We start from the raw sequence: 25969 nt of genomic DNA, 5'->3' as shown, positions 1-25969 counted from the left end.
CGTCCGCCGCGCGGTCGGGTCGGTGGCAGGTAGGTGAGTGGGACGCGGGTCGGTAGGGAGCGTGTCGGTAGAGGGCGTGTCGGTAGAGGGCGTGTCGGTAGAGGGCGTGTCGGTAGAGGGCGTGTCGCCCGCTGTCGCGCCGACCGAAGCCGGGCCCCGCGCCACCGCACCATCCCGCGACGCGCGCCCCGCACCCACGGGCGCCCTGCCCCGCCCCGTCGCGCCATCCCGTGCCGCGCCACCTCCCGCCGCGCCGCCCTCTCCCGCATCAGCCGCCGACCTGCTGCCGGCCACCGACCCGACCGGCGACGCATCACCCGCCACCCCGCCGGCCACCGCCGCGCCGCCCGCCGCCGCCTCGGCCGTCCCCGTATACGCCCCCTCCAGATACCGCCCCCGCGTCAACGCACGCGACACCTTGCCGCTGGAGGTGCGGGCGACGGCCCCCGGCGGTACGAGTACGACGTCGTCCAGCCGTAGGCCGTGCCGGGCGGAGACGGCGGCGCGTACGGCCTGGGTCACGGCCGGTACGTCCAGGGCGGCCAGGGTCGCGGTGCGCACGTGCTCGGCGACGATCACGACCCGCTCCCCCTCCCCCGCGGCACCGGGCACGGCGAACGCGGCCAGCCGGTCCCGTCGTACGGCCGGGTGTGCCTCCTGAGCCGTGGCCTCCAGGTCCTGCGGGTAGTGATTGCGGCCGTCGACGATAACGAGGTCCTTCAGCCGGCCGGTGACGAGCAGTTGCCCGTCCAGCACCGCCCCCAGGTCACCCGTGCGCAGCCACCGGCCGTCCGGCGCGTCCCCGGCGTCCGCGAGCCGGGCCCCGAAGACCCGCTCGCTCTCCTGCGCCCGGTTCCAGTAGCCGCGCCCGACGTTGGGACCCTGCACCCATATCTCGCCGATCTCCCCCTCCCCCAGGACGGCCCGACCGGCAGGGTCGGCGATGCGGACGCGCTGCCCCGCAGGGGTCCCGCAGCCGGCCAGCAGCACGGCCCTGGGGTCATCGGGCCGCGCGGGCAGCGCCTTCCCGGCGGCGAGGGCGTCGCGGTCCAGCGCGAAACGGCCGAGCGGCGCACCGGGCCGGGCGGCACTGACGAAGACGGTGGCCTCGGCGAGCCCGTACGAGGGGCAGTGCGTCGTCGGCGCGAGCCCCTGGCCGGCGAAGGCGGCGTGGAAGCGGTCGGCGGTGCCGGGGCGCACCGGCTCGCTGCCGTTGATCAGCGCGGTGACCCCGTCGAGCCGGAGATCCGCCTTCTGGGCCTCGGTGACGGCGGACGCGCAGTAGTCGTACGCGAAGTTGGGCGCGGCGCTCACGGCACGCGGATGCGCGGCGAGCAGCCGCAGCCAGCGCACGGGCTCGTGCACAAACGCGGCCGGATCCATCAGCACCGACAGCAGCCCGCGCACCACGGGCGCGGCCACGCTGAGCACCAGCCCCATGTCGTGGTAGAGCGGCAGCCAGCCCACGCACGTCACGGGATGGACGTCGGCGCCGTACGCGGTCAGCGCCTGGCGGGCGTTGGCGACGACGTTGGCGTGGGTGACCTCCACACCGGCCGGGGCGCGGGTCGAACCGGAGGTGTACTGGAGATACGCGGTGGCCCCGGCGTCGGCCAGGTCGAGCGGCCGCCACCCCCGGGCGTCGTCGTCGGCCACCTCGTCGACACAGACGACCGGCGTGCGGCCGTCACCCACCGTCCCAGCCGAGAAGTCCCGCACCTCCTGCCGGGCAGGGCTCGTGGTCACGACGGCGGCCGGGCACGCGTCGGCCACCACGCCCGCGAGCCGGTCCGCATGCCCCGGCAGGCCCGGCGGATACAGCGGTACGGCCACCATCCCGGCGGCCAGCACCCCGAGGAACCCGGTGACGTACTCCACCCCCTGCGGACACGGCAGCGCGACCCGCGCCCCCGGCTCCGCCACCTCGGCGAGCCGGGCGGCCAGCGCGCGCACCCGCAGGTCCAGGCGCCGCCAGGTCAGCGTGCGGTGGACGCCGCGCGAGTGCGGCGCGGGGTGATCGACGAAGGTGAACGCCCGGCGTTCCGGGGCGACTTCGGCCCAGTGCCGCACGTACTGCGGCAGAGTCCGGCAGGCGGGTGCGAGCGGGGGGCGACGGCTGTCCATCTGGCGTGGCTCCTCACGTCCGGAATCGGCTGGACGAGCAACTGCCGGTCCCGGCGGGTCAGATGCGTGGGGGACTGTGCGGGCGGTCGGGCGAGTCGGATGCGGGGTTCGTGCGGGCGGTGCGGCCGAAGGGGCGGGGCTTGCGGGAATGCGGGTCGGCGAGCGGGTCGTGTCCTGCCCGGCCCGCGGGGTGGACGGGCGGTCTTCCGAAGCCATGCGATCGCGCCGTGCTCACCGTGCTCACGACGCTCACCCGTGCTCATCGTGCTCATTGGCAATCACCATGCTCACCATGCTCACGGCGCTCACCGGGCCGCGGCGAGCCTGTGCCAGGGCCCGGCGAGCCCGTCTTGAGGTGTTGGACACGCCCCCGGGGCTTCCCTCCCTCCGGTCAGAGCGGGATGTTGCCGTGCCGGCGCTGCGGCAGCGGCGCGCGTTTGCCGCGCAGGGCCCGCAGCGCCCGGCAGATGTGGTCACGTGTGTCGCGCGGCGCGATGACGCCGTCGACGTAGCCGCGCTCGGCGGCGAGGTAGGGCGTGCCGTGGGTCTCTTCGTACGCGGCGACCAACCGGGCCCGCAGCGCCTCGGGGTCGTCGGCGGCGGCCAGTTCACGCCGGTGCAGGACGCCCACCGCGCCCTCGGCGCCCATCACCGCGATACGGGCGGTGGGCCAGGCGAGGTTGATGTCGGCCCCCAGGTGCTTGGAGCCCATCACGGCGTATCCGCCGCCGTACGCCTTGCGTACCACCACCGTGACCTTGGGGACGGTCGCCTCGGCGTACGCGTACAGCAGTTTGGCCCCGCGCCGGATGATCCCGCCCCGCTCCTGCCGTACGCCGGACAGATAGCCCGGCACATCGGCGAAGGTCAGCAGCGGGATCCCGAACGCGTCGCAGAACCGTACGAAGCGTGCCGCCTTCTCGGAGGCGTCGATGTCGAGGACGCCGGCGGCGTGCAGCGGCTGGTTGGCGACGACGCCGACCGAGTGGCCCTCGACGCGGGCCAGGGCGCAGACGATGTTCGGCGCGAACAGCTCCTGCACCTCCAGCAGTTCACCGTCGTCGACGACCGCCCGCAGGATCTCCCGCATGTCGTAGGCCTGCCCGGTCCGGTCCGGGACGACGGAGTCGAGCCGGACCCCGTCCGGGGTGGGACCCGGCGCGTACTCGGGGGGCCGCTCCAGGTTGTTGGCGGGCAGATACGACAGCAGATCGCGTACGACGTCCAGGGCGTCCTGCTCGTCGGCGGCGAGGAAGTGCGCGTTGCCGTTGACGGCGTTGCTGGTGCGGGCGCCGCCCAGTTCCTCGGCGGTGGCCCGCTCGCCGGTGACGGCCTCGATGACGTCGGGGCCGGTGACGAACATGTGCGAGGCTCCGTCGACCATCACCGTGAAGTCGGTGATCGCGGGCGAGTAGGCGGCACCGCCCGCGCACGGCCCCAGTACCACGGAGATCTGCGGGATCACCCCGGACGCCTGCACATTGCGGCGCACCAGCTCGGCGTAGAGGGCGAGCGAGGCGACGCCCTCCTGGATGCGGGCGCCGCCGGAGTCGTTGAGCCCGACGACCGGGCAGCCGGTCTTCAGGGCGAGGTCCATCAGGGCGACGGTCTTCTCGCCGAACGCCTCGCCCATGCTCCCGCCGAACACGGAGGAGTCCTGGGCGAACACGCACACCCGGCGCCCGTCGACGGTGCCGTACCCGGTGACGACGCCGTCGCCGTAGGGGCGCCGGCCGCCGTCGCCGGTCGGCCGTGCCCGCACGAACAGCCCGGTCTCGCTGAAGGACCCCTTGTCCACCAGCCGCTCGATCCGCTCCCGGGCCCCGAACTCCCCCCGCCTGCGCGCCCCGCCGCCCCGCACCGCCCGCTCCTCGCGGCGGCCCAGATCGGCGATGCGTCCGGCGGTGCCTCCGGCCACGTGCGCAACCTCATTCGTCACAACCACCTCCGAAGTGGTTGTCGAATATGGCAGCGCGAGCGCGGGCGGCTGGGCGAATCAGGGTGGCGTGTGGGGGATTTGAGTCCTCGGCAAGACCGTTTCATCCGGCTGTGACAAGAGACCGGAACCACAACGCCCAAACGCCCAAAGGGCCCCTCGGGGGCTTTCCCGGGACCTCGCCCGAAAGGGTCCTCCCGGGACCTACCCGAGCGCGGACTTCACCGAGTCGGCCAACCGCCCCGCCACCGACCGGGCCTGATCGATGTCCGCGGCCTCGACCATGACCCGCACCAGCGGCTCGGTACCGGAGGGCCGAAGCAGCACCCGGCCGGTCTCCCCCAGCTCCCGCTCCGCCTCGGTGACGGCGGCGGCGAGCTCGGCCGAGCTCGCGACCCGCGACCTGTCCACGTCCGGCACATTGACCAGCACCTGCGGCAGCCGCTCCATGACCGACGCCAGCTCCCGAAGCGTCCGTCCGGTCTCAGCGACCCGCGCCGCCAGCAGCAGCCCGGTCAGCGTGCCGTCACCGGTCGTGGCGTGATCGAGGATGATGACGTGCCCGGACTGCTCCCCGCCGAGGGCGTAGCCGTGCTCCTTCATCTCCTCCAGCACATACCGGTCACCGACGGCGGTCTGCACCAGCTTCAGGCCCTCGCGCTCCAGCGCCAGCTTGAACCCGAGATTGGACATCACGGTCGCCACGACGGTCTCGGCCCGCAGCTCGGACCGCTCCCGCATCGCCAGCGCGAGGACGGCGAGGATCTGGTCGCCGTCCACCTCCTCGCCGGTGTGGTCCACGGCCAGGCACCGGTCGGCGTCCCCGTCGTGCGCGACGCCGAAGTCGGCGCGGTGCTCGAGGACCGCGGCCTTGAGCTTGTCGAGGTGCGTGGACCCGCAGCCGTCGTTGATGTTGAGCCCGTCCGGCTCGGCACCGATGGTGACGATCTCGGCCCCGGCCCGCCGGAACGCCTCCGGCGACACTCCCGCCGCCGCGCCGTGCGCCTCGTCGAGGACGATCTTCAGCCCGTCCAGCCGGTTGGGCAGCACGCCGAGAAGATGGCCGACGTACTCGTCGAAGCCCTCGTCGTAGGACCGCACGCGCCCGACCCCCGAGCCCGTCGGCCGCTCCCAGGGCTCACCGTGCCGGTGGGCCTCGTACACCGACTCGATCCGGTCCTCCAGCTCGTCGGCGAGCTTGTGGCCGCCGCGGGCGAAGAACTTGATGCCGTTGTCGGGCATGGCGTTGTGGCTGGCGGAGAGCATGACGCCGAGGTCGGCGCCGAGCGAGCCGGTGAGGTGGGCGACGGCCGGCGTCGGCAGCACACCGACCCGCAGCACGTCGACACCCGCGCTCGCCAGACCGGCCACCACGGCGGCCTCCAGGAACTCCCCGGACGCGCGCGGGTCCCGTCCGACCACCGCAGTCGGCCGGTGGCCCTCGAAGGTGCCCGCCTCGGCCAGTACATGTGCCGCCGCCACGGACAGACCGAGCGCCATCTCGGCCGTCAGATCCGCGTTGGCGACACCACGCACGCCGTCCGTGCCGAAGAGTCGTCCCACTTGTCCTCCTGAGGAAACTTCAATAGGCATCGGATCACACAAGACGTTGAACGCCTGACCGTCTCAACGTCTTGTGCCGTTATACGCCCGAGCCCAGGGATAAGACGAACGCCCCGACGGCACTGTGGCGTGCCGTCGGGGCGTTCGGAGTACCGCGTACCTGAAGTACGAGCAGAGGCAGCCTGCGCTTAGCGCTTGCTGTACTGCGGGGCCTTGCGGGCCTTCTTCAGACCGGCCTTCTTGCGCTCGACCGCACGGTCGTCGCGGCGCAGGAAGCCGGCCTTCTTCAGCGGGCCGCGGTTGTTGTCGACGTCGGCCTCGTTCAGCGCACGGGCGACACCGAGACGCAGCGCACCGGCCTGGCCGGAGACACCGCCACCGGCGATACGGGCGACGACGTCGTAGCGGCCCTCGAGCTCAAGAACCTTGAACGGCTCGTTGACCTCCTGCTGGTGCACCTTGTTCGGGAAGTAGTCCTCGAGCGTCCGCCCGTTGATCTTCCACTTGCCGGAACCCGGCACGATGCGAACGCGCGCGATGGCGTTCTTGCGGCGGCCCAGGCCGGCGGCGGGCTGGGGCTCACCGAAGCGCGAGGCGAGGGACTCGGAGGTGTACTCACCCTCCACCGGAACCTCGGACTCGGTGGTGTAGCTGTCGATGTCAAGCTCTTCGAGCGGCTGCTCGGCAGTGGTCTCGGCCACGATTCTCCTCAGATTCTCTTCAGTCTTAGGGGGTGGCCGGACTTACTGCGCGACCTGGGTGATCTCGTACGGCTGCGGCTGCTGCGCGCCGTGCGGGTGCTGGTCACCCTTGTAGACCTTCAGCTTCGAGAGCATCTGACGGCCCAGGGAGTTCTTGGGGAGCATGCCCTTGACGGCCTTCTCGATCGCCTTCTCAGGGTTCTTGTCGAGGAGCTCGTCGTAACGGACGGAGCGCAGACCACCCGGGTAGCCGGAGTGGCGGTACGCCATCTTCTGGGTCCGCTTGTTGCCGGAGAGGTGCACCTTGTCGGCGTTGATGATGATGACGAAGTCACCAGCGTCGACGTGCGGCGCGTAGATCGGCTTGTGCTTGCCCCGGAGGAGCGTCGCAGCAGTGGTGGCGAGACGACCCAGGACGACGTCCTGAGCGTCGATGACGTGCCACTGGCGCGTCACATCGCCGGGCTTGGGGCTGTACGTACGCACGGTTCGTAGCCTTCGCTTCGAGTGAATGGTCCTGAACAGGTCACCGAAACGATCACGACAGCCTGGACCGCACGGCGGCGACGCATACCGCGTAGTGGGGTCGCTGGTCATCGGCCCGGTGGACCGGTGTAAGGGCCCGTCCCGTGAGAATGAGCAAGCCAATACACAACGAACATGCAGGATACCTGCGGCGCCACGGCCGGGTCAAAACGGGTGCCCCGGACCCCGAGGGCTGCCGCCACCGCCACGGCCGGATCACACAGCGTAACCGTGCTCGGCGGATGGAGGAGCGGATGGAGGAAGTGTGAGACGTCATACGGCGAACCCCCGGCCGGCCACACCCGCCCCCCGGCACGTCGTACCAACCACCCGGAGATGTCGCTTTTGCTCTCGCTCACCACGTGAACGCCAGGTGCCCATGCGCCTCTTGGGGCGGTCCGGCACACCCCAGGGCCGTCTAAGATGCGCCCCATGAGCTACGGGCAGCAGGGGGGACCCCAGTCCCAGTGGGATCCCTGGAAACCGCATTCCCAGCAGCCGTGGAACGACGGCGCCGATCAGACCCCGGACTGGGCCGCGCTCGCCGAGGCCTCCGAGACCCGCAACAAGCGGCGCCGCATGCTGTTCATCGGCGGCGGTGCGCTCGCCACCGTCGCCATCGGTGCCGCCGTCGCCGTGGCCGTGGTGTCCGCGAACGACAGCAACACCGCCTCGAACAAGCCGGCTTCGGACCTGCCCGGAACCGCGACCCTGCCGGGCGAGTCCGCCGCGGCCCCGTCCTTCGCGCCCACGAGCGCCCCGCCGCCGCTGGACCCGAAGGACTTCGTGTCCAGCAAGAACAAGGACACCGCCCCGCTCGGCGCGCAGATCCTCTTCCCGGGCACCCAGCTCACCATGGGCGACACGGTGTACAAGAAGGGTGCGACGGACGACACCAAGAGCTGCTCCGCGGTCACCAGGGGCGGCCTCCCGAAGATCCTCACCGACAGCGACTGCACCCGCTTCATGCGCGTGTCGTACGTCAAGGACGGCATCGCGGTGACGGTCGGCGTGGCGGTCTTCGACAACGCCGCGCAGGCCACCAAGGTCAAGGGCCGGGTCAACACCCAGAAGGACATCATCAGGTCGCTGTCCGGCAAGGGCATCAAGGACTTCTGCACCTCGTCCATCTGCCTGTCGACCGCCAACTCCTACGGCCGCTACGCCTACTTCACCATCTCCGGCTTCACCAGCGGCCGGGACGTGACGGAGAAGGACACCAAGGTCTACCGGACCGGCGACGACCTGGCCGAGTTCACGTTCCGCCAGATCCGCAGGCGGGGCGAGGCCCAGGCGTCGGCTGCGGCCAACGAGTAGCGGCCGGCAACCGGACGAGAAGCGGCGGTCGACGAGAAGTCGACCGCCGCTCGCGTGCCCGCCCGCGCCCCGCGCCTACAGGCGCTTCGCGCTGCGCAGCGTCTTCGCGTAGTAGCCGTTGCCGTCGAGCCGGGACACGCCGCCGACGTCGCCGATGGTGGGCCCGTTGACCTCCTCGCGGCTCGACACGAAGATCAGGTGCCCCTCGGTGTCATGGCCGAGGACCATGCCGACGTGGTCGAGCCGCTCTCCGGTGCGGGTGTCGAGCTTGAAGAAGGTGAGGTCGCCCGGCTGGAGCTGGTCGATGGCGGACGGCCGGTCCTTCGCCGTGATGCCGGTGAGCGGCAGGATGTCGACGCCCACCTTGGAGCGGGCCATGCCGTTGGCGGTGCGGGGCAGCCCGTCGCCCGAGGTGTCCGAGGACATCAGGGGGTGGCGGGCCCGGTAGCCCAGCACCATGCGGATGAAGCCCGAGCAGTCGATGGAGCGGGCCCGCATGCTCTCGGGCTGCCCGATGACGCCGTCCCGGAAGGGGTACTGCACCCCGAGGTAGTCGTAGAAGTCGGACTGCTCCAGGCGCAGGTCGCCGCCCTCGGCCCCGCTCGTGTTCAGCGGACCGAAGTTCGCGTCACCGGCGTAGACGGTGCCCTGCTCGTCCTTCTTCTCCGGCGCGCCCGCCACGTACTGGAAGGCGAACGCGAAGATGTCGTCCTCCTTGCTGTCCTTGTACTCGGCGTACCAGTCCTTGAACCACTTCTGCTGCTCCGCGCCCTTCTTCCAGGGCTCCGGCATCAGCCGCACCCAGTCCGTGGTGCTGACCTTGGACGCGGTCGAGGTCGGCTCCTGGAAGGTGCGGGCCGGGCCGGTCAGCGTCGCGGTGCGGGCGCCGTCCGTGAACACGGCCCTGATCTGGCCGTCGGACCCGCGCAGCACGGACCGCGCCGGGTTCTCCAGCCGGGACCAGGTCTCCTTGCCGGTGTCCGCCGAGGCGCCGGAGCTGCGGCCGCCCTCCAGGACGCCGACGTTGCGCACCTCGGTGACGCCCTGCTCCTCCTGCTTGCGCAGCTCCAGCGTGAGGTAGCCGGAGGCACCGACGAGCGCCAGCAGCACCAGGCCCGTGACGACGGGCCGCGACTTCTTCTTCCCTGCCATCGATTGCTCCTGGGTTCTCAGACGGTCGGCATGATGCCGAGCAGCAGCCCGGCGGCGACGACGATGTAGGCCATGAGGGAGACGGTGCCGGTGGCCAGCAGCGTGGCCCCCTTGGGCTGGCGCACCATCTGGTAGGCGATCAGGCCCGGCACGATGAAGCCGAGCGTCTGGTTGCCGTACAACAGCGGGAACTCGATCGAGAGCACGATCATCACCGTGGCCTGCAGCAGCACGCCCAGCAGCACCACCGCGGCGAACAGCCGCTTGCCGTAGAGGATCACCAGCCGCTGCATGATCTTGGTGCCGCCGTAGGTGAGGGCGGTGACGCCCACCACCATGGCCGCGCGCTGCAGGTCCTCGATGAGGGTGAGGGCGAGCCAGCCGGGCGTGATCATGCCGCCGGGCGACAGGTTGGTCGTCAGATAGCACAGCAGCGAGAAGAACAGGCCTATGGCGATGCCCAGGGCGGCCATCTCGGGGGTCAGGGCGGCGGTGGTCAACGGGGTCTCCGGACGAAGGGGTACGGGTGCGGGTGCGGGACGGGCGGTGGCCGGCGGGCCGGGTCAGGCGCGCGGCGGGTGTCCCCCTCCGTCGTCGTACGGCTGCGGCTCCGGTGCGGCGCCGTAGCCGTACGGCTGCTGCCGGCCGGGATCGTGCGAGGGCTGGCGCGGGTCACGGAACCACTCCGAGACCGCCGGCTGCTCGCCGTGGCCGTAGCTCTGGGTCTCGCCGTGGTACTGGCCCTGGCCGTACGCACCGGCATAGGCGCCCGGTGCCTGGGCGGCCGGGATGGTGATCACCGGGATCTCCTGGGTCTGCGAGGCCTGGTACCGCTCCTCGTAGGCCGTGGGGTACGAGGCGTACGGGTCCAGGCGCTGCGGCTGGTGCGCCGCGGCGGCGGCCGGGGCGGCGGCCTCGTCGGCGTCGCTCTCGTCCGCGGGCAGCTCGGCGAGGTACTCCAGGAGTTCCTCGCCCTGGCCGTGGATGTTGCCGATGGCGACCAGGGAGGAGCCGTCGGACATCCGGCCGAGCAGGGTCGGCATGAACTCGTCCGCCGAGCGGCGCTCACCGCCCAGGTCCACGGCGCGGTCGCGCCAGTCGGCGGGGATGGCGTCGATGGCGCTCTTGGAGGGGTGGCCGATGACGAAGACGTTGTCCGGCCGCAGGTCGGGGATGATCTCGCCCATCTGCCCGTTGCGCTCCACCCGGTCGGGGCGGCAGTTGATCACGACGTTCAGGGGGCGGCGGATCGCGCCGAGGTCGAGGAGCTGGTTGATGTTCATCAGCGTCGACTCGGGGTCGTTGGCCGCGAACACGTTGGCGAAGGCGAGCCGCTTGCCCTCGGGCGTGACGTACTTCTCCACGGACAGCACACCGGGGTCCGGCGGGGCGTCGTACATGCCCTGGAGCGCGACCTTGCGCTCGACGCCGAGCAGGTCGGCCACGACCAGCGCGATGGCGACGTTCTCCTTGAAGGTGAACCAGCTGAAGCCGCGCAGCTCCTCGTCGGTGACCGTCTCCGGGTCGGCGTAGATCAACTGGCAGTTCCGGGCGTCCGCCTCCTCCTGGAGGATGTGGAAGCGCTCCTTCTCGGCGGTGACGCAGATGCCGTCCTGAGGCATCGAGCGGCACAGCGAGCGCGCCACGTCGTCCAGGGTGGGCCCCATCTCGGCGAGGTGGTCCTCGCGGACGTTGCACAGCACGCCGATCGTCGAGCGGATCAGCTTGCTCTGGTTGACCTCCTGCAGGGCCGGCATGACCGCCATGCACTCGATGACCAGGGCGTCGGGGCGGTAGGTGGCGGCCCGGCGGACGATGCCGATCTGCTCCACCACGTTGGCGATGCCGAACTTGCGGTAGACCGGCTCCTCCGTGGCGTCCGGGTGGATGAAGCGGGCCGCGGTGCCCGTCGTCTTGGCCACGGTGACCAGGTCACCGCCGCGCAGCGCGCCCGCGCACAGCCGGGTGATGGACGACTTGCCGCGGATGCCGTTGACCAGCACCCGGGAAGGGATGGTGTGCAGGGCGGCGTAGTGCCTGCGCTGCTCGATGATGCCCGCGATCAGCAGGCTCACCCCGCCGATCAGCAGCACGAAGTAGAGGTACAGCACAGCCGGTCACCTTCCTCCGGCGCCGAGCCGGGGCTCGGCACTCCGGCGCGCCTGGTTCTGCCTGCGGGCCTGCAACTGCTGGCGGACCAGTTCCAGGCTGCGGACGACGGCCCCGACCTCGTCGTGGTAGCGGGGGTACAGCACGGTCTTGAGGTCGCCGTCGGCCAGCTTCTCGGCGCTGCTCGCCAGCGCGCGCAGCGGCCGGACCACGACCAGGTGGATCCAGCCCAGGCAGACCACGATCAGCGCGAGCCCGAGCATCCCGGCGAGCACGCTGCGGTCCTCGCGCTCGTACGGGGTGATCTCGAAGTGCTTGGCGTTCTGCCAGCTCACGACGGTCCAGCCGATGTCGGCGGCCACACCGCCGCCGGAGAAGGGCGCGGCGGCGGCGACGGTGACGGAGCGCCCCTCACGGATCAGCAGCCCGTTCTCCACGGGGCCCGCACCGGCCTGGACGGCGCCCGCCCGCACCAGGCTGGTGAGCGATTCGCGCGGCAGTTCCTCGAAGGCGAGGAAGCCGTCGCTGGCGGCGATCGTCCTGGCCCTGGCATCGACCACCCGGACCTCGCCGAGCCCGGGCCGGTTCAGCAGCGAGTTCAGGAACTCCACCCGCACCTCGCCGACCAGGGTCATGCCCTTCTTGTCCGGTACGGCGGCCCCGGCCTGGACGACCGGCTTCTTGCCGCCCTCTCCGGCCACCCGGATGAGCGAGTCGTTCTTCTCGTCCCCGCTCCAGGCGGCGTTCGGCTCCGCCCCGGCGCGGGCGAGGACATCGCCGCCCTCGCCGACGACGTACAGGGAGCCGTACCGCGAGTGCTTGCGCAGGGCGCCGTCGAGCACGTCCGTGGTGGCGTCGGGGTCGTCCGCGTCGATCAGCCGGGAGATGGAGGCGAGGTCGGCCTGGGCCTCGTTGAGGGCCCGGCGGACCCGGTCGGCGACGAGGTCGGTGCGGTCGCGCTGGTCGTTGACCATGGTGCTGGGCACGCTCACCGAGGCGTCCGTGCGGTTGAGCAGCAGACCGACCGGCACGCACCACAGCAACAGCAGCACGGCGGTCAGCGCCAGCGGCACCCGCAGTCCGAGCCGGCCCCGGCGGCCCTTGCCGTCCTTGGCGCGGGGCTCGGCTCCGCCGCCGGAGAGCTGCGCGCGCAGCTTCTCCAGGGCGGCGCCGACGCGGGCGGCCTCGCCCCAGCGGGGTGCGGCGACGGGGCGGGTCAGATCGCCGCGGGCCAGCCGGCGGGACTCCAGGAAGAGCGTCAGCAGGGGGCGCTGCACGGCCATCCACAGCAGGGCCGCCGCCAGCAGTCCGAAGACCACCAGGACACCGGCCGCCACCAGTCCGTACAGCTCCCGCTCCTGCCCGACGGCCTTCTCCTGCACCACGGGCAGCAGGGCCACGACGGTCAGCCCGAGACCCGCGCCGACGCTCTTGCGCTCCTCGGGGTCGGCGGAGGCCAGGGAGGCGTATCCGCCGGTGGCGATGCGGCCGTTGTAGGTGTCGCCGAGCAGGGTTCCGCTGACGCCCGGGTAGCCGCGGGAGCCCGGCTCTCTGGCGCTGATGGGGTCCTGTTCGCTCTCCTTGGCGGCCCGGTCGGCGAGCCGGGTCATCTGCTTGCGCAGGTGGTCCAGTTCCTCGCGCGCCGTGTCCGAGGTGAGCGCCTCGGCCTGCGCGAACCCGGCCGTGGCGAGGATCTCGCCGTTTCGGGCCACGACCGCCATGGAGCGGTCGATTCCCAGGTTCAAGGGGGGCACGGCCAGGCTGTTGGACGCGATCAGCAGTTGCTGCGGCCCGTCCTTCCGGTCGAGGACCGCCATGGTCATCAGCCGTACGTCGCCGGTCTCCAGCCGCACCATACGGGGCGTCAGGGCGTTTTCCCCGGTCAGGACGTCCTTGTCGAGCCAGGCGAGGGGAATCGTTTCACCCCGGGCGGCGAGGATCTTCCCGCTCTCCAGGTCCAGCACGGTGGTGCCGGTCCACTTCTGGTAGGTCCGGCTCAGATCGGACAGCACGCGCTCCGGATCGGCGGGCTCCCCCGCGTTCAGTGCGTCCGCCATGCGGTTCAGGTCGGTGACCCGCTCGTCGATGGACGCGCGCAGGGCGATGGCGCCGTCCTGCGCGAAGTACTCCTGCGAGTTCAGTACCGCCTTGGGCACGGCCGGCTCACCGGCGGGACCGAGCACCTTGGCGGTCAGCCCGGCCAGGCCGAGGACAAGCAGGCACAGCAGCGCGATCGGCGGTCGTATACCACCCAGGAGCGGCATGTCCGCGCGTCTGCGCATGCGGCGCCGCCCGCGCCGCATGCCTTGCGTTGAAGTCACCGGTGGTTTCCTTCGCCTCTTCACTACTCGGGCGCTCGCAGGAACCACCGCGGACGCGGTCATGAGACGCCGTCACTTAAGAAGACTGTTAACGCGCGACGGGGTTGGGCTCCGGCGCGCTGACTGTGTCGCTTGTCACGTCCCCGACGAGAGTTGCTCCAGTCCGTCGCCGCCCGGGGCACCCCGGTTGTAGAGGAACCCGCGGGTGCGGTCCTCGGCGAGCCGGTAGCGGGCGAGCCGCTCGTCGGACAGCCCGTCGGCGCTGTCGAGCACCTGCTGCACATCCACCACCCGGTGGTCCTGGACCACGCCCTCGGGCAGGTCCTCACCGGGCTCCACCTCCGGCGGGATGTCGACCAGCGTGGTCCGGTAGCGGGCGCTGACGTCCCAGCCCCCGTCGGTCGTCTCCCGGAACTCGAACCAGCCGATCGCGCCTTCCTCGGTGAGGCCGGACGGCACGGAGTGACGGGCCACCTGGTTGCCGAGGCTGTAGGCGACCCAGGTGCCGTTGACCTTCTGGATCGGCTGCACCACATGGGAGTGGTGTCCGATCACCAGGTCGATCCCGGTCTTCTCGCTGAGCCACTCGGCCAGCCGCAACTGCGGAAGAGTCGGCTCGTTGTAGTGCTCGTTGCCCCAGTGGATCGACAGGATCACCACCTCGGCGCCCTTCTTACGGGCCCGCGCCTCCGCACCCTTGATCGCGTCCGTGCCGGTCTTGTTGAACGCCCACTTCTCCTTCTCGGGCGTCGGGTGGCCGAAGGACTCCCAGGAGAAGGACAGGTGGGCGACCTTGACGCCGTTGACGTCCCGAACGTTGATCTGTTCTGCTTCGTCAGGCGTACGCGCGGACCCGGTGTGTCCGAGACCCACCTTGTCCATCGCGTCCAGGGTGCGCTTCACGGCCTTGAGGCCGTGGTCGAAGGTGTGATTGGAGGCCGTGGAGCAGGTGTCGTATCCGACATCCTTGAGGGTCGTGAGGATCTGCGGTGGGACGAGGAAGTCCGGGTAACCCTCGAACGGGCCCTTGGGCGTGCCGACCGGCGTCTCCATGTGACAGATGGCCAGATCGGCCTTGCTGACGACCGGCTTGACGCCGGCCATGAGCGGTCCGAAGTCCAGTCCGGCCTCCCCCTTACCGGTCTTCTTGGCGTCCTTGGCCGCCTGTTCGACCAGCTCGGGGTGGATGAGCACATCACCCGCGGCGGCGACGGTGAACGAGCGCCCGCCCGGCTTCACCTTCACCCCGGACGCCTCGGCGGAGGTGCAGGCGGCGAGCAACCCGGCCAGAGCCCCCAGAACCGCCAGCGAGCGACCTATACGGAGAGACTTACGAAATGTCACCGCGACATACTCACACGCGCCCCACAACACACACGGCCTATGCCATCACAAGATGGTCACAGTCCGCTCGCGTTCTTGCTCAAATGGTTTTGATTCTGGCGTTGGCCGGTTGCAATACGCCATCGCCCGATGAAACGGAACACACAATTCCGCAGGCCCGGGAACTCGTCGACCTCCGCAGCCGGATCCTCACGTACACGGCCGACTTCGCCCCTGACGACCCCTACACACCGCCCGGCGACGACGAGCGCGAGCAACTGGCGCGCGGCGTAGGGGCTCTCCTGGACGGCGACGCGGCGGAGGCCGAGGAAACCCTGGCCCCTCTCGGCCTCGGCGTCACCCGCCTCACCGACACCGACTCCGGCCGCCGCTACGACGAGATCGCCGCCGTCAGGAAGAACGGCGAGGCCGCCCGCTGGGGCCGCCTCTATCTGACCGCGGACTCCGGCGTGCGCTGGAACGTCCAGATCCCGCACCCGGTGTCCGACCGCGACACCGAGACACTTGGCGTCCGGCTCCTGGAGAACACCCCCTCGGGCTCCCTGGTCGTCGCCGGCGCCCACCGCCGCGCCGGCCGCAAGGACGCCGCGGACGTCGCCCACCGCGAGGACAGCGCCTTCCACACCATCGTCGTGGAACTCCAGAAGCGCGGGGTGCCCGGCCTCCAACTGCACGGCTTCACCGAGGGATCCGACCGCCCGTACGAGGCCATCGTCTCCGGCGGCTCGGCCCAGAGCACGTCCGGCGAGGCGACGGCGCTGGCCGACCGCTTGGAGGCCGACGGACTGCGGGTCTGCCGGGGCTGGCAGGCACGCTGCCCGCTGGAGGGCACCACGAACGTCCAGGGCAAGTCGGCGGAGAGTCGGCACGCCACGTTCCTGCACGTGGAACTGGCCGCCGATGCCCGCGCCGACGGCCGTGACGCGGACGAGACGGCAGACGCCCTGGGCGAACTCCTCACGACCTGGTCGACCGACTGACCCTCAACAACACCCGGCACTCCCCGGCAACGACCGCTTGTTCCGCGCCTCCTTGTTCCGCGCCGCGAGCAACTCGTCGGCGGGATACCCGACCTCTTCGAGCGTCAGCCCGTGCGGCCGTACGACATGCACGGCGGAGTCCCTGACGCCGGCGGCGAGCACCTTGCCCGGCCAGTCCACGGGCCGGTGCCCGTCCCCCACGAACAACAGCGCCCCGATGAGCGAGCGCACCATGTTGTGGCAGAAGGCATCGGCACGGACGGTCGCGGTAACGATCCCGTCGTCCCCCCGCTCGAGACTCAGCTCCTGCAGCGTACGGATCGTCGTGGCCCCCTCCCGCTTCTTGCAGTAGGCGGCGAAGTCGTGCTCCCCGAGCAGCCGCCGCGCGGCCTCGTTCATGGCGTCGACGTCAAGGGGCCAGTCGTGCCACAGCACATGACCGCGCAGCAGCGGATCGACCCCGCCCGGATTGTCGGTGACGCGATAGGCGTACCGCCGCCACACCGCCGAGAACCGCGCGTTGAACCCACCGGGCGCCTCCCGCAGGGCCCACACCCGCACGTCCTTGGGCAGCCGCCCGGCGAGCCGCTTGAGCAACTTCTCATGGTGCTCGCGCCACACGGACTCCGGCAGATCGACATGCGCGACCTGCCCCCGAGCATGCACCCCGGCATCGGTCCGCCCCGCCACGGTCAGCTCATACGTCGTCCCACCCGACCGCGTCACGGTCCGCAACGCATCCTCGACCTCCCCCTGCACGGTCCGCTTACCACCGGCCTGCTTGGCCCAGCCGTGGAACTCGGCACCGTCGTAGGACAGATCGAGCCGGATACGAACATGCCCGGCCGCTACTTCATCACTCACACAGAGATCCTCTCACCCACACAAATGCGGGCCCGCTCCTCAAAAGGAACGGGCCCGCAATCGCCCCAAAGGGGCGCGGGGAACTGCGCGACCAGCCACGACGAAGCCGCAGCCGCGATCAAACAATCCCCGGCAGAACGCTTAGGCGTCCTTCGACTCCTCGGCCGCAGCCTCATCGGCCTTGGTCACATCGACCTTGGCCTCAGCGGCAACCTCGGCGTCCTTGGCGGCGCGCTTCGTCGCGGCCTCGGCCTCGCCCGTGGCCTCCTGCGCAACCGTCAGCGCCTCGACCAGCTCGATGACGGCCATGGGCGCGTTGTCGCCACGGCGGTTACCGATCTTGGTGATACGGGTGTAACCACCCGGACGGTTCTCGTACCGCGGGCCGATCTCGGTGAAGAGCGTGTGGACGATGCCCTTGTCCGTGATGACCTGGAGCACCTGACGGCGGTTGTGAAGGTCGCCCTTCTTCGCCTTGGTGATCAGACGCTCGGCGTACGGCCGCAGACGGCGGGCCTTCGCCTCGGTGGTGGTGATACGGCCGTGCTCGAAGAGGTTCTTCGCGAGGTTCGCGAGGAGCAGCTTCTCGTGCGCGGCGCTGCCGCCCAGACGGGCACCCTTGGTGGGCTTCGGCATGGTTCTTCTCCTGTGTGTCTGCCCCGGCCGTGTCAGGTACCGGGGTCAGTATCCGAGCGAGCGGGTTTGCTCGTCGGAGACCCCGCGCCCCAAAGGGGCGCGGGGAACTGCGCGACCAGTCACAGCGGGCCCGCAGCCAAATCGAACCCGTCGGTCCCGAGCTCTCAGTACTGCTCGGTCTCGACGAACCCGGCGTCCGCATCGTCGTCCGCGCCGAAGGCATCCGCGGCGGCGGTCGGGTCGAATCCGGGCGGGCTGTCCTTCAGGGCCAGGCCCATGCCGGCCAGCTTCGCCTTGACCTCGTCGATGGACTTCGCACCGAAGTTACGAATGTCGAGGAGGTCGGCCTCGGAACGCGCCACGAGCTCACCCACGCTGTGGATGCCCTCGCGCTTGAGGCAGTTGTACGACCGAACGGTGAGCTCCAGCTCCTCGATCGGCAGAGCGAGGTCCGCCGCCAGCGCAGCGTCCGTCGGGGACGGACCCATGTCGATGCCCTCGGCGTCGATGTTGAGCTCACGGGCCAGCCCGAACAGCTCGACCAGCGTCTTACCGGCGGAGGCCATGGCGTCACGCGGACGCATCGCCTGCTTGGTCTCGACGTCGACGATCAGCTTGTCGAAGTCGGTGCGCTGCTCGACACGCGTGGCCTCGACCTTGTACGTGACCTTCAGAACCGGCGAGTAGATGGAGTCGACCGGGATACGGCCGATCTCCTGACCTACCTGCTTGTTCTGCACGGCGGAGACGTAACCACGGCCACGCTCGACCGTGAGCTCCATCTCCAGCTTGCCCTTGCCGTTGAGCGTGGCGAGGACGAGGTCGGGGTTGTGCACCTCGACACCGGCCGGCGGCGCGATGTCGGCGGCGGTGACCAGACCCGGGCCCTGCTTGCGCAGGTACATCACGACGGGCTCGTCGTGCTCACTGCTCACGACGAGCTGCTTGATGTTGAGGATCAGGTCGGTGACGTCCTCCTTGACGCCCGGCACGGTGGTGAACTCGTGCAGCACGCCGTCGATACGGATGGACGTGACCGCCGCACCCGGAATCGAGGACAGGAGGGTCCGGCGGAGGGAGTTGCCGAGGGTGTAGCCGAAGCCCGGCTCCAGCGGCTCGATCACGAACCGGGAGCGGAACTCGTCGACGACCTCTTCGGTCAACGAGGGACGCTGAGCGATCAGCATGTGTGGATCAGATCCTTCTTTCGTGGACGCCCGCTATTTGACGTCCGACGGAAACCGCACCCAGACGAAAGGCGCGGGTACTGCAAGGGTACGGGCGATACAACCCTTTAAGGAGTCGTACCGCCCGAACCCTCAAGTCAACCGTGCGTCAGACGCGACGACGCTTCGGCGGACGGCAACCGTTGTGCGGGGTCGGGGTGACGTCCTGGATGGAGCCGACCTCGAGACCGGTCGCCTGAAGCGAACGGATGGCGGTCTCACGACCGGAACCCGGGCCCTTCACGAACACGTCGACCTTGCGCATGCCGTGCTCCTGGGCGCGGCGGGCAGCCGACTCGGCGGCCATCTGCGCGGCGAACGGCGTGGACTTCCGGGATCCCTTGAAGCCGACGTGGCCGGCGGAGGCCCAGGAGATCACGTTGCCGGACGGGTCCGTGATGGAGACGATCGTGTTGTTGAACGTGCTCTTGATGTGCGCGTGGCCGTGAGCGACGTTCTTCTTTTCCTTGCGGCGCACCTTCTTGACGGCGCCCTGACGTCCCTTGGGGGGCATCTGCTAACTCCTACGGGAGGTGGTCGGTCCTACAGCGAAGACCGTGGACAGGTATCCGCTGCGGACTACTTCTTGCCCGGCTTCTTCTTGCCGGCGATGGCGCGACGCGGGCCCTTGCGGGTGCGAGCGTTGGTGCTGGTGCGCTGACCGCGGACGGGCAGACCGCGACGGTGACGCAGACCCTGGTAGCAGCCGATCTCGACCTTGCGGCGGATGTCGGCCTGGATCTCGCGACGAAGGTCACCCTCGGTCTTGAGGTTGTTGTCGACGTACTCACGAATCGCGACGAGCTGCTCCTCGGAGAGGTCGCGAACGCGGGTGTTCGGGTCGACGCCGGTCTCGGCCAGCGTCGTCTTCGAGAGGGTCCGGCCGATGCCGAACACGTAGGTGAGGGCGACCTCCACGCGCTTGTCGCGCGGGATGTCAACACCGGAAACGCGTGCCATTCAATGGCTCCTGGTGATCTTCGGAGGTCTTCCACAGAACCGACTCCCAGCCGCCGGCCTCTTCTGTCTCAAAGATTAGGTACGGACTGGGTCCCCGGCCTCCGAACCGGGGGTGTCGGACGCCGAAGCGCCCGGGTCCTGCGTATGAACATATTCAGCTCGCGTCGCGCGAAGTCCTGCGAATGCAGAAAGGTGATCGTGCGGTCAGCCCTGGCGCTGCTTGTGGCGCGGGTTCTCACAGATGACCATGACCCGACCGTGACGGCGGATCACCCTGCACTTGTCGCAGATCTTCTTGACGCTCGGCTTGACCTTCATTGGGTGAGGTTCTCCGGGTCAGTGCCATCACCCCGGCGAGGCCGGGGCGCGGGCAAGATCTACTTGTACCGGTAGACGATCCGGCCACGCGTCAGGTCGTACGGAGACAGCTCCACCACGACCCGGTCGTCAGGGAGGATGCGGATGTAGTGCATGCGCATCTTGCCGCTGATGTGTGCCAGGACCTGGTGGCCGTTCTGGAGCTCGACCTTGAACATGGCGTTCGGCAGAGACTCGACGACAGTGCCCTCGATCTCGATGGCACCTTGCTTCTTGGCCACGCTTCGCCCTTCGGAATCGACTACCTTGATCGACCCGTGCACCTTCCTGCCTCTCAGAGATTCCTCGGAGATACAGGCGCATGCAGACATGCGGGTACACAAGAGCCGACGAGTCAGTCTACGTCAGGGCCCTCGGAAAGACGAATCGAGGGAGTCTGCCCCGACCGGCAGATCATTAAGCGAGCGGATCCGGAGCGGCCGTGATCCCGTACTCGGCGAGCTTCGCCTTGCCCCCGTCGGGCGCGGTCAGCACCAGCGGGCCCTGTTCGGTGAGCGCGACGGAGTGCTCCCAGTGCGAGGACCAGGTGCCGTCGGTGGTGATGACGGTCCAGTCGTCCGACAGGACCTCCGTCTTGGGTGTGCCCAACGACACCATCGGCTCGATCGCGAGGCAGAACCCGGGCACCAGCTTCGGGCCCTTCCCCCGCCGCCGGTCGACGTAGTTCAGCAGGTGCGGGTCCATGTGCATCTCGCTGCCGATGCCGTGGCCGCCGTAGTCCTCGATGATCCCGTACCGGCCGCCGCCCGGCTTCGGCTGCCGGCGGATGTACGTCTCGATGGCCCGCGAGACGTCGATCAGACGGTTGCCCTGCTTCATCGCCGCGATGCCGGCCCACATGGACTCCTCGGTCACCCGGGAGAGCTCGACCAGCTCCGGAGCGTGACCGGAGCCCACGAACGCGGTGTACGCGGCGTCGCCGTGCCAGCCGTCGACGATGGCACCGGCGTCGATGGAGATGATGTCGCCGTCCTTGAGGACGACGTCCTCGGACGGGATGCCGTGGACGACGACCTCGTTGGCGGAAGTGCAGATCGTCGCGGGGAAGCCGCCGTAGCCGAGGAAGTTCGACTTGGCGCCGTGCTCCGCGAGCACCTTGCGGGCGACCTCGTCCAGATCCTTGGTGCTGGCCCCGGGCACCGCGGCCTCACGCGTGGCCGCGTGAATCGCGGCGACGACCAGCCCCGCCTCACGCATCTTGGCGATCTGCTCGGGGCTCTTGATCTGCACCATGGGGACGGGCGCCTTTCGTGGACGGGACGGAGGGGACTTCAGTGGACTGCTTCAACCATAAGGGCGGAACCGAGGCGCCCCGCCCCACGCAGCAGCCGCGGCCCCCGTACCGGGAACCGCGGCCTGAGCTACGTACGAGCCGAGAACGCTGCTACTGCTTACCGTCCTCGTCGTGCTGGAGCGCCTCCATCGCGCGCGCCGTGACCTCTTCGACCTTGCCCAGCGCGGAGATGGTGACGACCAGCCCCTGCGCCTTGTAGTAGTCGATGATCGGCTCGGTCTGCGTGTGGTAGACCTCCAGCCGCTTGCGGACGGTCTCCTCGGAGTCGTCGTCGCGCTGGTACAGCTCGCCGCCGCAGACGTCGCAGACGCCCTCCGTCTTCGGCCGGCTGTACGTCACGTGGAAGACGTGGCTGGAGTCCTTGCGGCAGATCCGCCGCCCGGCGATCCGCTTGACGACCTCTTCCTCGGGGACCTCGAGGTCCAGCACCGCGTCCAGCTTCATGCTCTCGGACTGGAGCATCTCGTCGAGCGCCTCGGCCTGGGACACATTGCGCGGGAAGCCGTCCAGCAGGAAGCCGCCCTCGGCGTCCGGCTTCTCCATGCGGTCCTTGGCCATCCCGATGGTGACCTCGTCCGGCACCAGGTTGCCCGCGTCCATATAGGACTTCGCGAGTTTCCCGAGCTCCGTCTGCTGGCTGATGTTGGCCCGGAACAGGTCGCCCGTGGAGATGTGCGGGATCGACAGGTTCTTGGCCAGGAACGCGGCCTGCGTTCCCTTACCGGCACCCGGCGGCCCGACGAGGACGATACGCATCAGCGGAGGAACCCTTCGTAATTGCGCTGCTGGAGCTGGCTCTCGATCTGCTTCACCGTTTCGAGGCCGACACCCACAATGATCAGGATGCTGGTACCGCCGAACGGGAAGTTTTGGTCTGCCCCGAAACCAGCCAACGCCATCGTCGGCACGAGAGCGATCAGACCCAAGTACAGCGAGCCCGGCCAGGTGATCCGGTTGAGCACATACGAAAGGTACTCAGCGGTCGGTCGGCCAGCCCGGATGCCCGGGATGAAGCCACCATACTTCTTCATGTTGTCCGCGACTTCCTCGGGGTTGAACGAGATGGCCACGTAGAAGAAGGCGAAGAAGATGATCAGGAGGAAGTAGAGACTGATGTGCAGCGGAGCATTCGGCCTCGCGAGGTTCTGTTCGATCCAGGTCTTCCAGCCGGCGCTGCCACCGGCGAACTGCGCGATCAGTGCAGGGATGTAGAGCAGCGACGAGGCAAAGATCACAGGGATGATGCCCGCCTGGTTGACCTTCAGCGGAATGTACGTCGACGAGCCGCCGTAGGACCTCCGGCCGATCATGCGCTTCGCGTACTGCACCGGAATACGCCGCTGGGCCTGCTCGACGAAGACGACGAGACCGATCATCACTAGGCCAATGGCACACACGATGCCGAACTCGATCCAGCCACCGGCCAGGGAGCCCTGCGTCTTGATGGCCCACAGCCCTGCCGGGAAGGTCGCGGCGATCGAGATGAACATCAGGATCGACATGCCGTTGCCGATGCCGCGGTCGGTGATGAGCTCACCGAGCCACATGACGGTGGCCGTACCGGCGGTCATGGTGATGACCATCACGATGGTGGTGAAGATCGAGCGGTCCGGGACGATCTGGCCGGCCGTCTGACAGCCCTGGAAGAGCGCGCCGCTGCGGGCGGTGGCCACCAGGCCGGTGCCCTGCAGGACGGCGAGCGCCACGGTCAGGTAACGGGTGTACTGCGTGATCTTCGCCGTGCCTGCCTGGCCCTCCTTCTTGAGGGCTTCCAGGCGCGGGATCACCACGGTCAGCAACTGAAGGATGATGCTCGCGGTGATGTACGGCATGATGCCGAGCGCGAAGAGCGTGATCTGAAGAAGCGCGCCGCCACTGAACATGTTGACCAGGCCGAACAGGCCCTGGTTGGCGTTCGCCTGGTCGAGGCAGACTTGAACGGCCCTGTAGTCGACGCCGGGGATCGGAATGTGCGCACCGATCCGGAAGATCACGATGATGCCGAGCGTGAAGAGCAGCTTCTTGCGCAGGTCGGGCGTCTTGAACGCCCGGGCGAACGCGGTGAGCACGGTGCCTCCTGCGACCCCCGCGCTACTGCGTCAAGGGTGACGGTCTTGAGGTTCGACTAATAGGAACGACTTAGCTAACGGTCAACTGCCGCTCAGAGTGCCCCACAAGGAGCACTCCGTAAAAGTGGGCAGTGCAGGCCACCTTACCGGCGAGACCGCCCCCCTTGGAACGACCAACCGGGGATACCCCATTTGTGGGGTATCCCCGGTGGGATCGCTCAAGTCATCGAGACGCCTGTTGCGTTCAGACGAGCTCGGTGACGCTACCGCCGGCGGCGGTGATCTTCTCCTTGGCGGAGCCGGAGACGGCGTCCACCGTCACCTGCAGCGCCACGGAGATCTCGCCCTGGCCGAGCACCTTGACGAGGCTGTTCTTGCGAACGGCACCCTTGGCCACCAGACCCTCGACGGTGACCTCGCCACCCTCGGGGTACAGCGCGGCCAGCTTGTCGAGGTTCACGACCTGGTACTCGGTCTTGAACGGGTTCTTGAAACCCTTCAGCTTCGGGAGGCGCATGTGCAGCGGCATCTGGCCACCCTCGAAGCGCTCCGGAACCTGGTAGCGGGCCTTGGTGCCCTTGGTACCACGACCGGCCGTCTTACCCTTCGACGCCTCACCACGACCGACACGGGTCTTGGCGGTCTTGGCGCCGGGGGCGGGACGGAGGTTGTGGATCTTGAGCGGGTTCTGCTCCGCCATGATCAGTCGACCTCCTCGACCGTCACGAGGTGGCGGACGGTGTGCACCATGCCGCGGAACTCGGGGCGGTCCTCCTTGACGACCTGCGTGTTGATGCCCTTGAGACCAAGGGAGCGCAGGGTGTCACGGTGGTTCTGCTTGCTGCCGATGTAGGACTTGACCTGCGTAATCCTGAGCTGCGCCATGATTACGCACCCGCCCCGGCACGCGCACGCAGCAGGGCCGCGGGGGCGACGTCCTCGAGCGGCAGACCACGGCGGGCCGCGATCTCCTCGGGACGCTGCAGGCCCTTCAGGGCCTCCACGGTGGCGTGCACGATGTTGATGGCGTTGTCGGAGCCGAGCGACTTCGACAGCACGTCGTGGATACCGGCGCACTCGAGCACGGCACGCACCGGACCACCGGCGATAACACCGGTACCGGGCGACGCGGGCTTGAGCAGCACGACGCCGGCAGCCTTCTCACCCTGGATCGGGTGCGGGATGGTGCCCTGGATCCGGGGGACCTTGAAGAAGTGCTTCTTGGCCTCCTCAACGCCCTTGGCGATGGCGGCCGGCACCTCCTTGGCCTTGCCGTATCCGACACCCACGGTGCCGTCACCGTCGCCCACCACGACCAGCGCGGTGAAGCTGAAGCGACGACCACCCTTCACAACCTTGGCGACGCGGTTGATCGCGACGACGCGCTCAACGTACGCGGTCTTCTCGGCGGCAGCCGCACCGCCGTCACGGCCCTTCCGGTCCCGCCGCTCGCCGCCACCGGCACCGCCACCGCGGCGCTGGGGTCCAGCCATTGGAATTACCTCTCTCTGTTTCCGCTTGGTCGGAACCGGCTCAGAACTTGAGCCCGGCCTCGCGGGCGGCGTCCGCCAGAGCGGCGATGCGCCCGGCGTACTGGTTACCACCACGGTCGAATACGACGGCCTCGACACCGGCGGCCTTGGCTCGCTCGGCGACCAGGGCGCCGACCTGCTTGGCCTGCGCGGACTTGTCGCCCTCGCCACCGCGGATCGAGGTGTCCAGGGTGGACGCCGACGCAAGGGTGTGACCCTTGAGGTCGTCGATCACCTGGGCCACGATGTGACGGTTGGAGCGGGTGACGACCAGACGGGGACGCTCCGCCGTACCGTTGATCCGCTTGCGGATCCGGATGTGACGGCGCTTGATCGCGGCGCGCTTGTAGGCGTCGCCCTTGAGGATCTTCTGCCCGTATGCCATGGCTTACTTACCCGCCTTTCCGACCTTGCGGCGGATGACTTCGCCCTCGTACTTGACGCCCTTGGCCTTGTACGGGTCGGGCTTGCGCAGCTTGCGGATGTTGGCCGCGACCTCGCCGACCTTCTGCTTGTCGATGCCCTCGACCGAGAAGCGCGTGGGCGCCTCGACCTTGAAGGTGATGCCCTCGGGGGCCTCGACCAGAATCGGGTGGCTGTAGCCGAGCGCGAACTCGAGGTTCGAGCCCTTGGCGGTCACGCGGTAACCGACACCGCTGATCTCGAGCTTCTTCACGTAACCCTGGGTCACGCCGGTGATCATGTTCGCCACCAGCGTGCGGGACAGGCCGTGCAGGGCCTTGTTCTGACGCTCGTCGTTGGGGCGGGTCACCTGCAGGGTGCCGTCCTCGCCCTTGGCGATCTCGATCGGCGCCGAGACGGTGTGGGTCAGCGTGCCCTTGGGGCCCTTGACCGAGACCGTACGGCCGTCGATGGTGACGTCCACGCCGGCGGGAACCGCGATGGGGAGCTTGCCGATGCGCGACATAGCTGTTTCC

At 69.3% G+C, this 25969-nt stretch carries 26 protein-coding genes and 1 pseudogene; 2 read left to right on the top strand and 25 right to left on the bottom strand.

Annotated features, from left to right (window positions below):
* Positions 1-339: 339 nt before the first annotated feature.
* The 5 genes and pseudogenes from ACP4J3_RS07725 to rplM all read right to left on the bottom strand — a co-directional run.
* Positions 340-2124 (bottom strand): annotated as a pseudogene (locus tag ACP4J3_RS07725) (fatty acyl-AMP ligase); the annotation flags it as partial.
* 391 nt (positions 2125-2515) lie between these two features.
* Positions 2516-4042, bottom strand: a complete 1527-nt coding sequence (locus ACP4J3_RS07720; protein ID WP_426531742.1) for an acyl-CoA carboxylase subunit beta — start codon at positions 4040-4042, stop codon at positions 2516-2518.
* A 222-nt stretch (positions 4043-4264) separates the two neighbouring features.
* Positions 4265-5623, bottom strand: a complete 1359-nt coding sequence (glmM, locus tag ACP4J3_RS07715) for a phosphoglucosamine mutase (RefSeq protein WP_426531740.1) — start codon at positions 5621-5623, stop codon at positions 4265-4267.
* 188 nt (positions 5624-5811) lie between these two features.
* On the bottom strand, positions 5812-6324 hold the full coding sequence (gene rpsI, locus ACP4J3_RS07710) for a 30S ribosomal protein S9 (RefSeq protein WP_111005365.1): 513 nt from the start codon (positions 6322-6324) through the stop codon (positions 5812-5814).
* A gap of 42 nt (positions 6325-6366) precedes the next feature.
* Complete coding sequence (gene rplM / locus ACP4J3_RS07705) at positions 6367-6810, bottom strand: 50S ribosomal protein L13 (protein ID WP_003998796.1); 444 nt, start codon at positions 6808-6810, stop codon at positions 6367-6369.
* Between the two features lie 471 nt (positions 6811-7281).
* Between rplM and ACP4J3_RS07700 the strand changes: the two genes are divergently transcribed.
* Positions 7282-8166 (top strand): hypothetical protein, encoded by an 885-nt coding sequence (locus ACP4J3_RS07700; protein ID WP_426531738.1) that lies wholly within the window; start codon positions 7282-7284, stop codon positions 8164-8166.
* A 75-nt stretch (positions 8167-8241) separates the two neighbouring features.
* On the opposite strand, the gene ACP4J3_RS07695 is transcribed toward ACP4J3_RS07700, so the two are convergent.
* From ACP4J3_RS07695 to ACP4J3_RS07675, 5 genes are all read right to left on the bottom strand, one after another.
* On the bottom strand, positions 8242-9318 hold the full coding sequence (locus tag ACP4J3_RS07695) for an NlpC/P60 family protein (protein ID WP_426531736.1): 1077 nt from the start codon (positions 9316-9318) through the stop codon (positions 8242-8244).
* 17 nt (positions 9319-9335) lie between these two features.
* Positions 9336-9818 carry a poly-gamma-glutamate biosynthesis protein PgsC/CapC gene (locus ACP4J3_RS07690; RefSeq protein WP_426531734.1) on the bottom strand — a complete coding sequence of 161 codons (483 nt, stop codon included), beginning with the start codon at positions 9816-9818 and terminating at the stop codon, positions 9336-9338.
* A 63-nt stretch (positions 9819-9881) separates the two neighbouring features.
* Complete coding sequence (gene pgsB, locus ACP4J3_RS07685) at positions 9882-11429, bottom strand: poly-gamma-glutamate synthase PgsB (RefSeq protein ID WP_426531732.1); 1548 nt, start codon at positions 11427-11429, stop codon at positions 9882-9884.
* 6 nt (positions 11430-11435) lie between these two features.
* Complete coding sequence (locus ACP4J3_RS07680) at positions 11436-13691, bottom strand: HAMP domain-containing protein (RefSeq protein ID WP_426531923.1); 2256 nt, start codon at positions 13689-13691, stop codon at positions 11436-11438.
* Between the two features lie 192 nt (positions 13692-13883).
* Positions 13884-15092, bottom strand: coding sequence for a CapA family protein (locus tag ACP4J3_RS07675; RefSeq protein ID WP_426531730.1), 1209 nt, complete (start codon positions 15090-15092; stop codon positions 13884-13886).
* A gap of 83 nt (positions 15093-15175) precedes the next feature.
* On the opposite strand from ACP4J3_RS07675, the gene ACP4J3_RS07670 reads away from it, so the two are divergent.
* Positions 15176-16072: a hypothetical protein gene (locus tag ACP4J3_RS07670; protein ID WP_426531728.1), complete on the top strand. Its 897-nt coding sequence runs from the start codon at positions 15176-15178 to the stop codon at positions 16070-16072.
* A gap of 3 nt (positions 16073-16075) precedes the next feature.
* Here ACP4J3_RS07670 and truA read toward each other — a convergent pair whose 3' ends face one another.
* The 15 genes from truA to rplF form a co-directional block, all read right to left on the bottom strand.
* Positions 16076-16936, bottom strand: coding sequence for a tRNA pseudouridine(38-40) synthase TruA (gene truA / locus ACP4J3_RS07665; RefSeq protein ID WP_426531726.1), 861 nt, complete (start codon positions 16934-16936; stop codon positions 16076-16078).
* A gap of 141 nt (positions 16937-17077) precedes the next feature.
* Positions 17078-17572 carry a 50S ribosomal protein L17 gene (gene rplQ / locus ACP4J3_RS07660; RefSeq protein WP_426531724.1) on the bottom strand — a complete coding sequence of 165 codons (495 nt, stop codon included), beginning with the start codon at positions 17570-17572 and terminating at the stop codon, positions 17078-17080.
* 164 nt (positions 17573-17736) lie between these two features.
* The gene (locus ACP4J3_RS07655) at positions 17737-18759 is read right to left on the bottom strand and encodes a DNA-directed RNA polymerase subunit alpha (RefSeq protein ID WP_003966937.1); all 1023 of its coding nucleotides are present in this window, start codon (positions 18757-18759) and stop codon (positions 17737-17739) included.
* A 148-nt stretch (positions 18760-18907) separates the two neighbouring features.
* Positions 18908-19312: a 30S ribosomal protein S11 gene (gene rpsK / locus ACP4J3_RS07650; protein ID WP_017949643.1), complete on the bottom strand. Its 405-nt coding sequence runs from the start codon at positions 19310-19312 to the stop codon at positions 18908-18910.
* 65 nt (positions 19313-19377) lie between these two features.
* On the bottom strand, positions 19378-19758 hold the full coding sequence (rpsM, locus tag ACP4J3_RS07645) for a 30S ribosomal protein S13 (protein ID WP_426531722.1): 381 nt from the start codon (positions 19756-19758) through the stop codon (positions 19378-19380).
* 204 nt (positions 19759-19962) lie between these two features.
* Entirely contained in the window at positions 19963-20076 is a 114-nt protein-coding gene (gene rpmJ / locus ACP4J3_RS07640; protein WP_003998809.1) for a 50S ribosomal protein L36, read from the bottom strand.
* 59 nt (positions 20077-20135) lie between these two features.
* Entirely contained in the window at positions 20136-20357 is a 222-nt protein-coding gene (infA, locus tag ACP4J3_RS07635) for a translation initiation factor IF-1 (protein WP_003948620.1), read from the bottom strand.
* A gap of 175 nt (positions 20358-20532) precedes the next feature.
* Positions 20533-21369: a type I methionyl aminopeptidase gene (gene map, locus ACP4J3_RS07630; protein ID WP_426531719.1), complete on the bottom strand. Its 837-nt coding sequence runs from the start codon at positions 21367-21369 to the stop codon at positions 20533-20535.
* Between the two features lie 151 nt (positions 21370-21520).
* Positions 21521-22186: an adenylate kinase gene (locus ACP4J3_RS07625; RefSeq protein ID WP_426531717.1), complete on the bottom strand. Its 666-nt coding sequence runs from the start codon at positions 22184-22186 to the stop codon at positions 21521-21523.
* Positions 22186-23499: a preprotein translocase subunit SecY gene (gene secY / locus ACP4J3_RS07620; RefSeq protein WP_426531715.1), complete on the bottom strand. Its 1314-nt coding sequence runs from the start codon at positions 23497-23499 to the stop codon at positions 22186-22188. The genes ACP4J3_RS07625 and secY overlap by 1 nt, the downstream gene beginning before the upstream one ends.
* A gap of 244 nt (positions 23500-23743) precedes the next feature.
* Complete coding sequence (rplO, locus tag ACP4J3_RS07615) at positions 23744-24199, bottom strand: 50S ribosomal protein L15 (protein WP_019753100.1); 456 nt, start codon at positions 24197-24199, stop codon at positions 23744-23746.
* A 2-nt stretch (positions 24200-24201) separates the two neighbouring features.
* Positions 24202-24384, bottom strand: coding sequence for a 50S ribosomal protein L30 (rpmD, locus tag ACP4J3_RS07610; protein WP_004927226.1), 183 nt, complete (start codon positions 24382-24384; stop codon positions 24202-24204).
* Between the two features lie 2 nt (positions 24385-24386).
* Positions 24387-24992, bottom strand: a complete 606-nt coding sequence (gene rpsE / locus ACP4J3_RS07605; protein WP_009190144.1) for a 30S ribosomal protein S5 — start codon at positions 24990-24992, stop codon at positions 24387-24389.
* Positions 24993-25032: 40 nt separating this feature from the next.
* Entirely contained in the window at positions 25033-25416 is a 384-nt protein-coding gene (rplR, locus tag ACP4J3_RS07600; RefSeq protein ID WP_071364959.1) for a 50S ribosomal protein L18, read from the bottom strand.
* A 3-nt stretch (positions 25417-25419) separates the two neighbouring features.
* Positions 25420-25959: a 50S ribosomal protein L6 gene (gene rplF / locus ACP4J3_RS07595; RefSeq protein ID WP_426531711.1), complete on the bottom strand. Its 540-nt coding sequence runs from the start codon at positions 25957-25959 to the stop codon at positions 25420-25422.
* Positions 25960-25969 lie beyond the last annotated feature (10 nt).

Origin of the sequence: Streptomyces sp. UG1 (genome assembly GCF_049974585.1) — a bacterium.
GTDB lineage: Bacteria > Actinomycetota > Actinomycetes > Streptomycetales > Streptomycetaceae > Streptomyces.
This window is presented reverse-complemented; position numbering and strand designations above follow the sequence as displayed.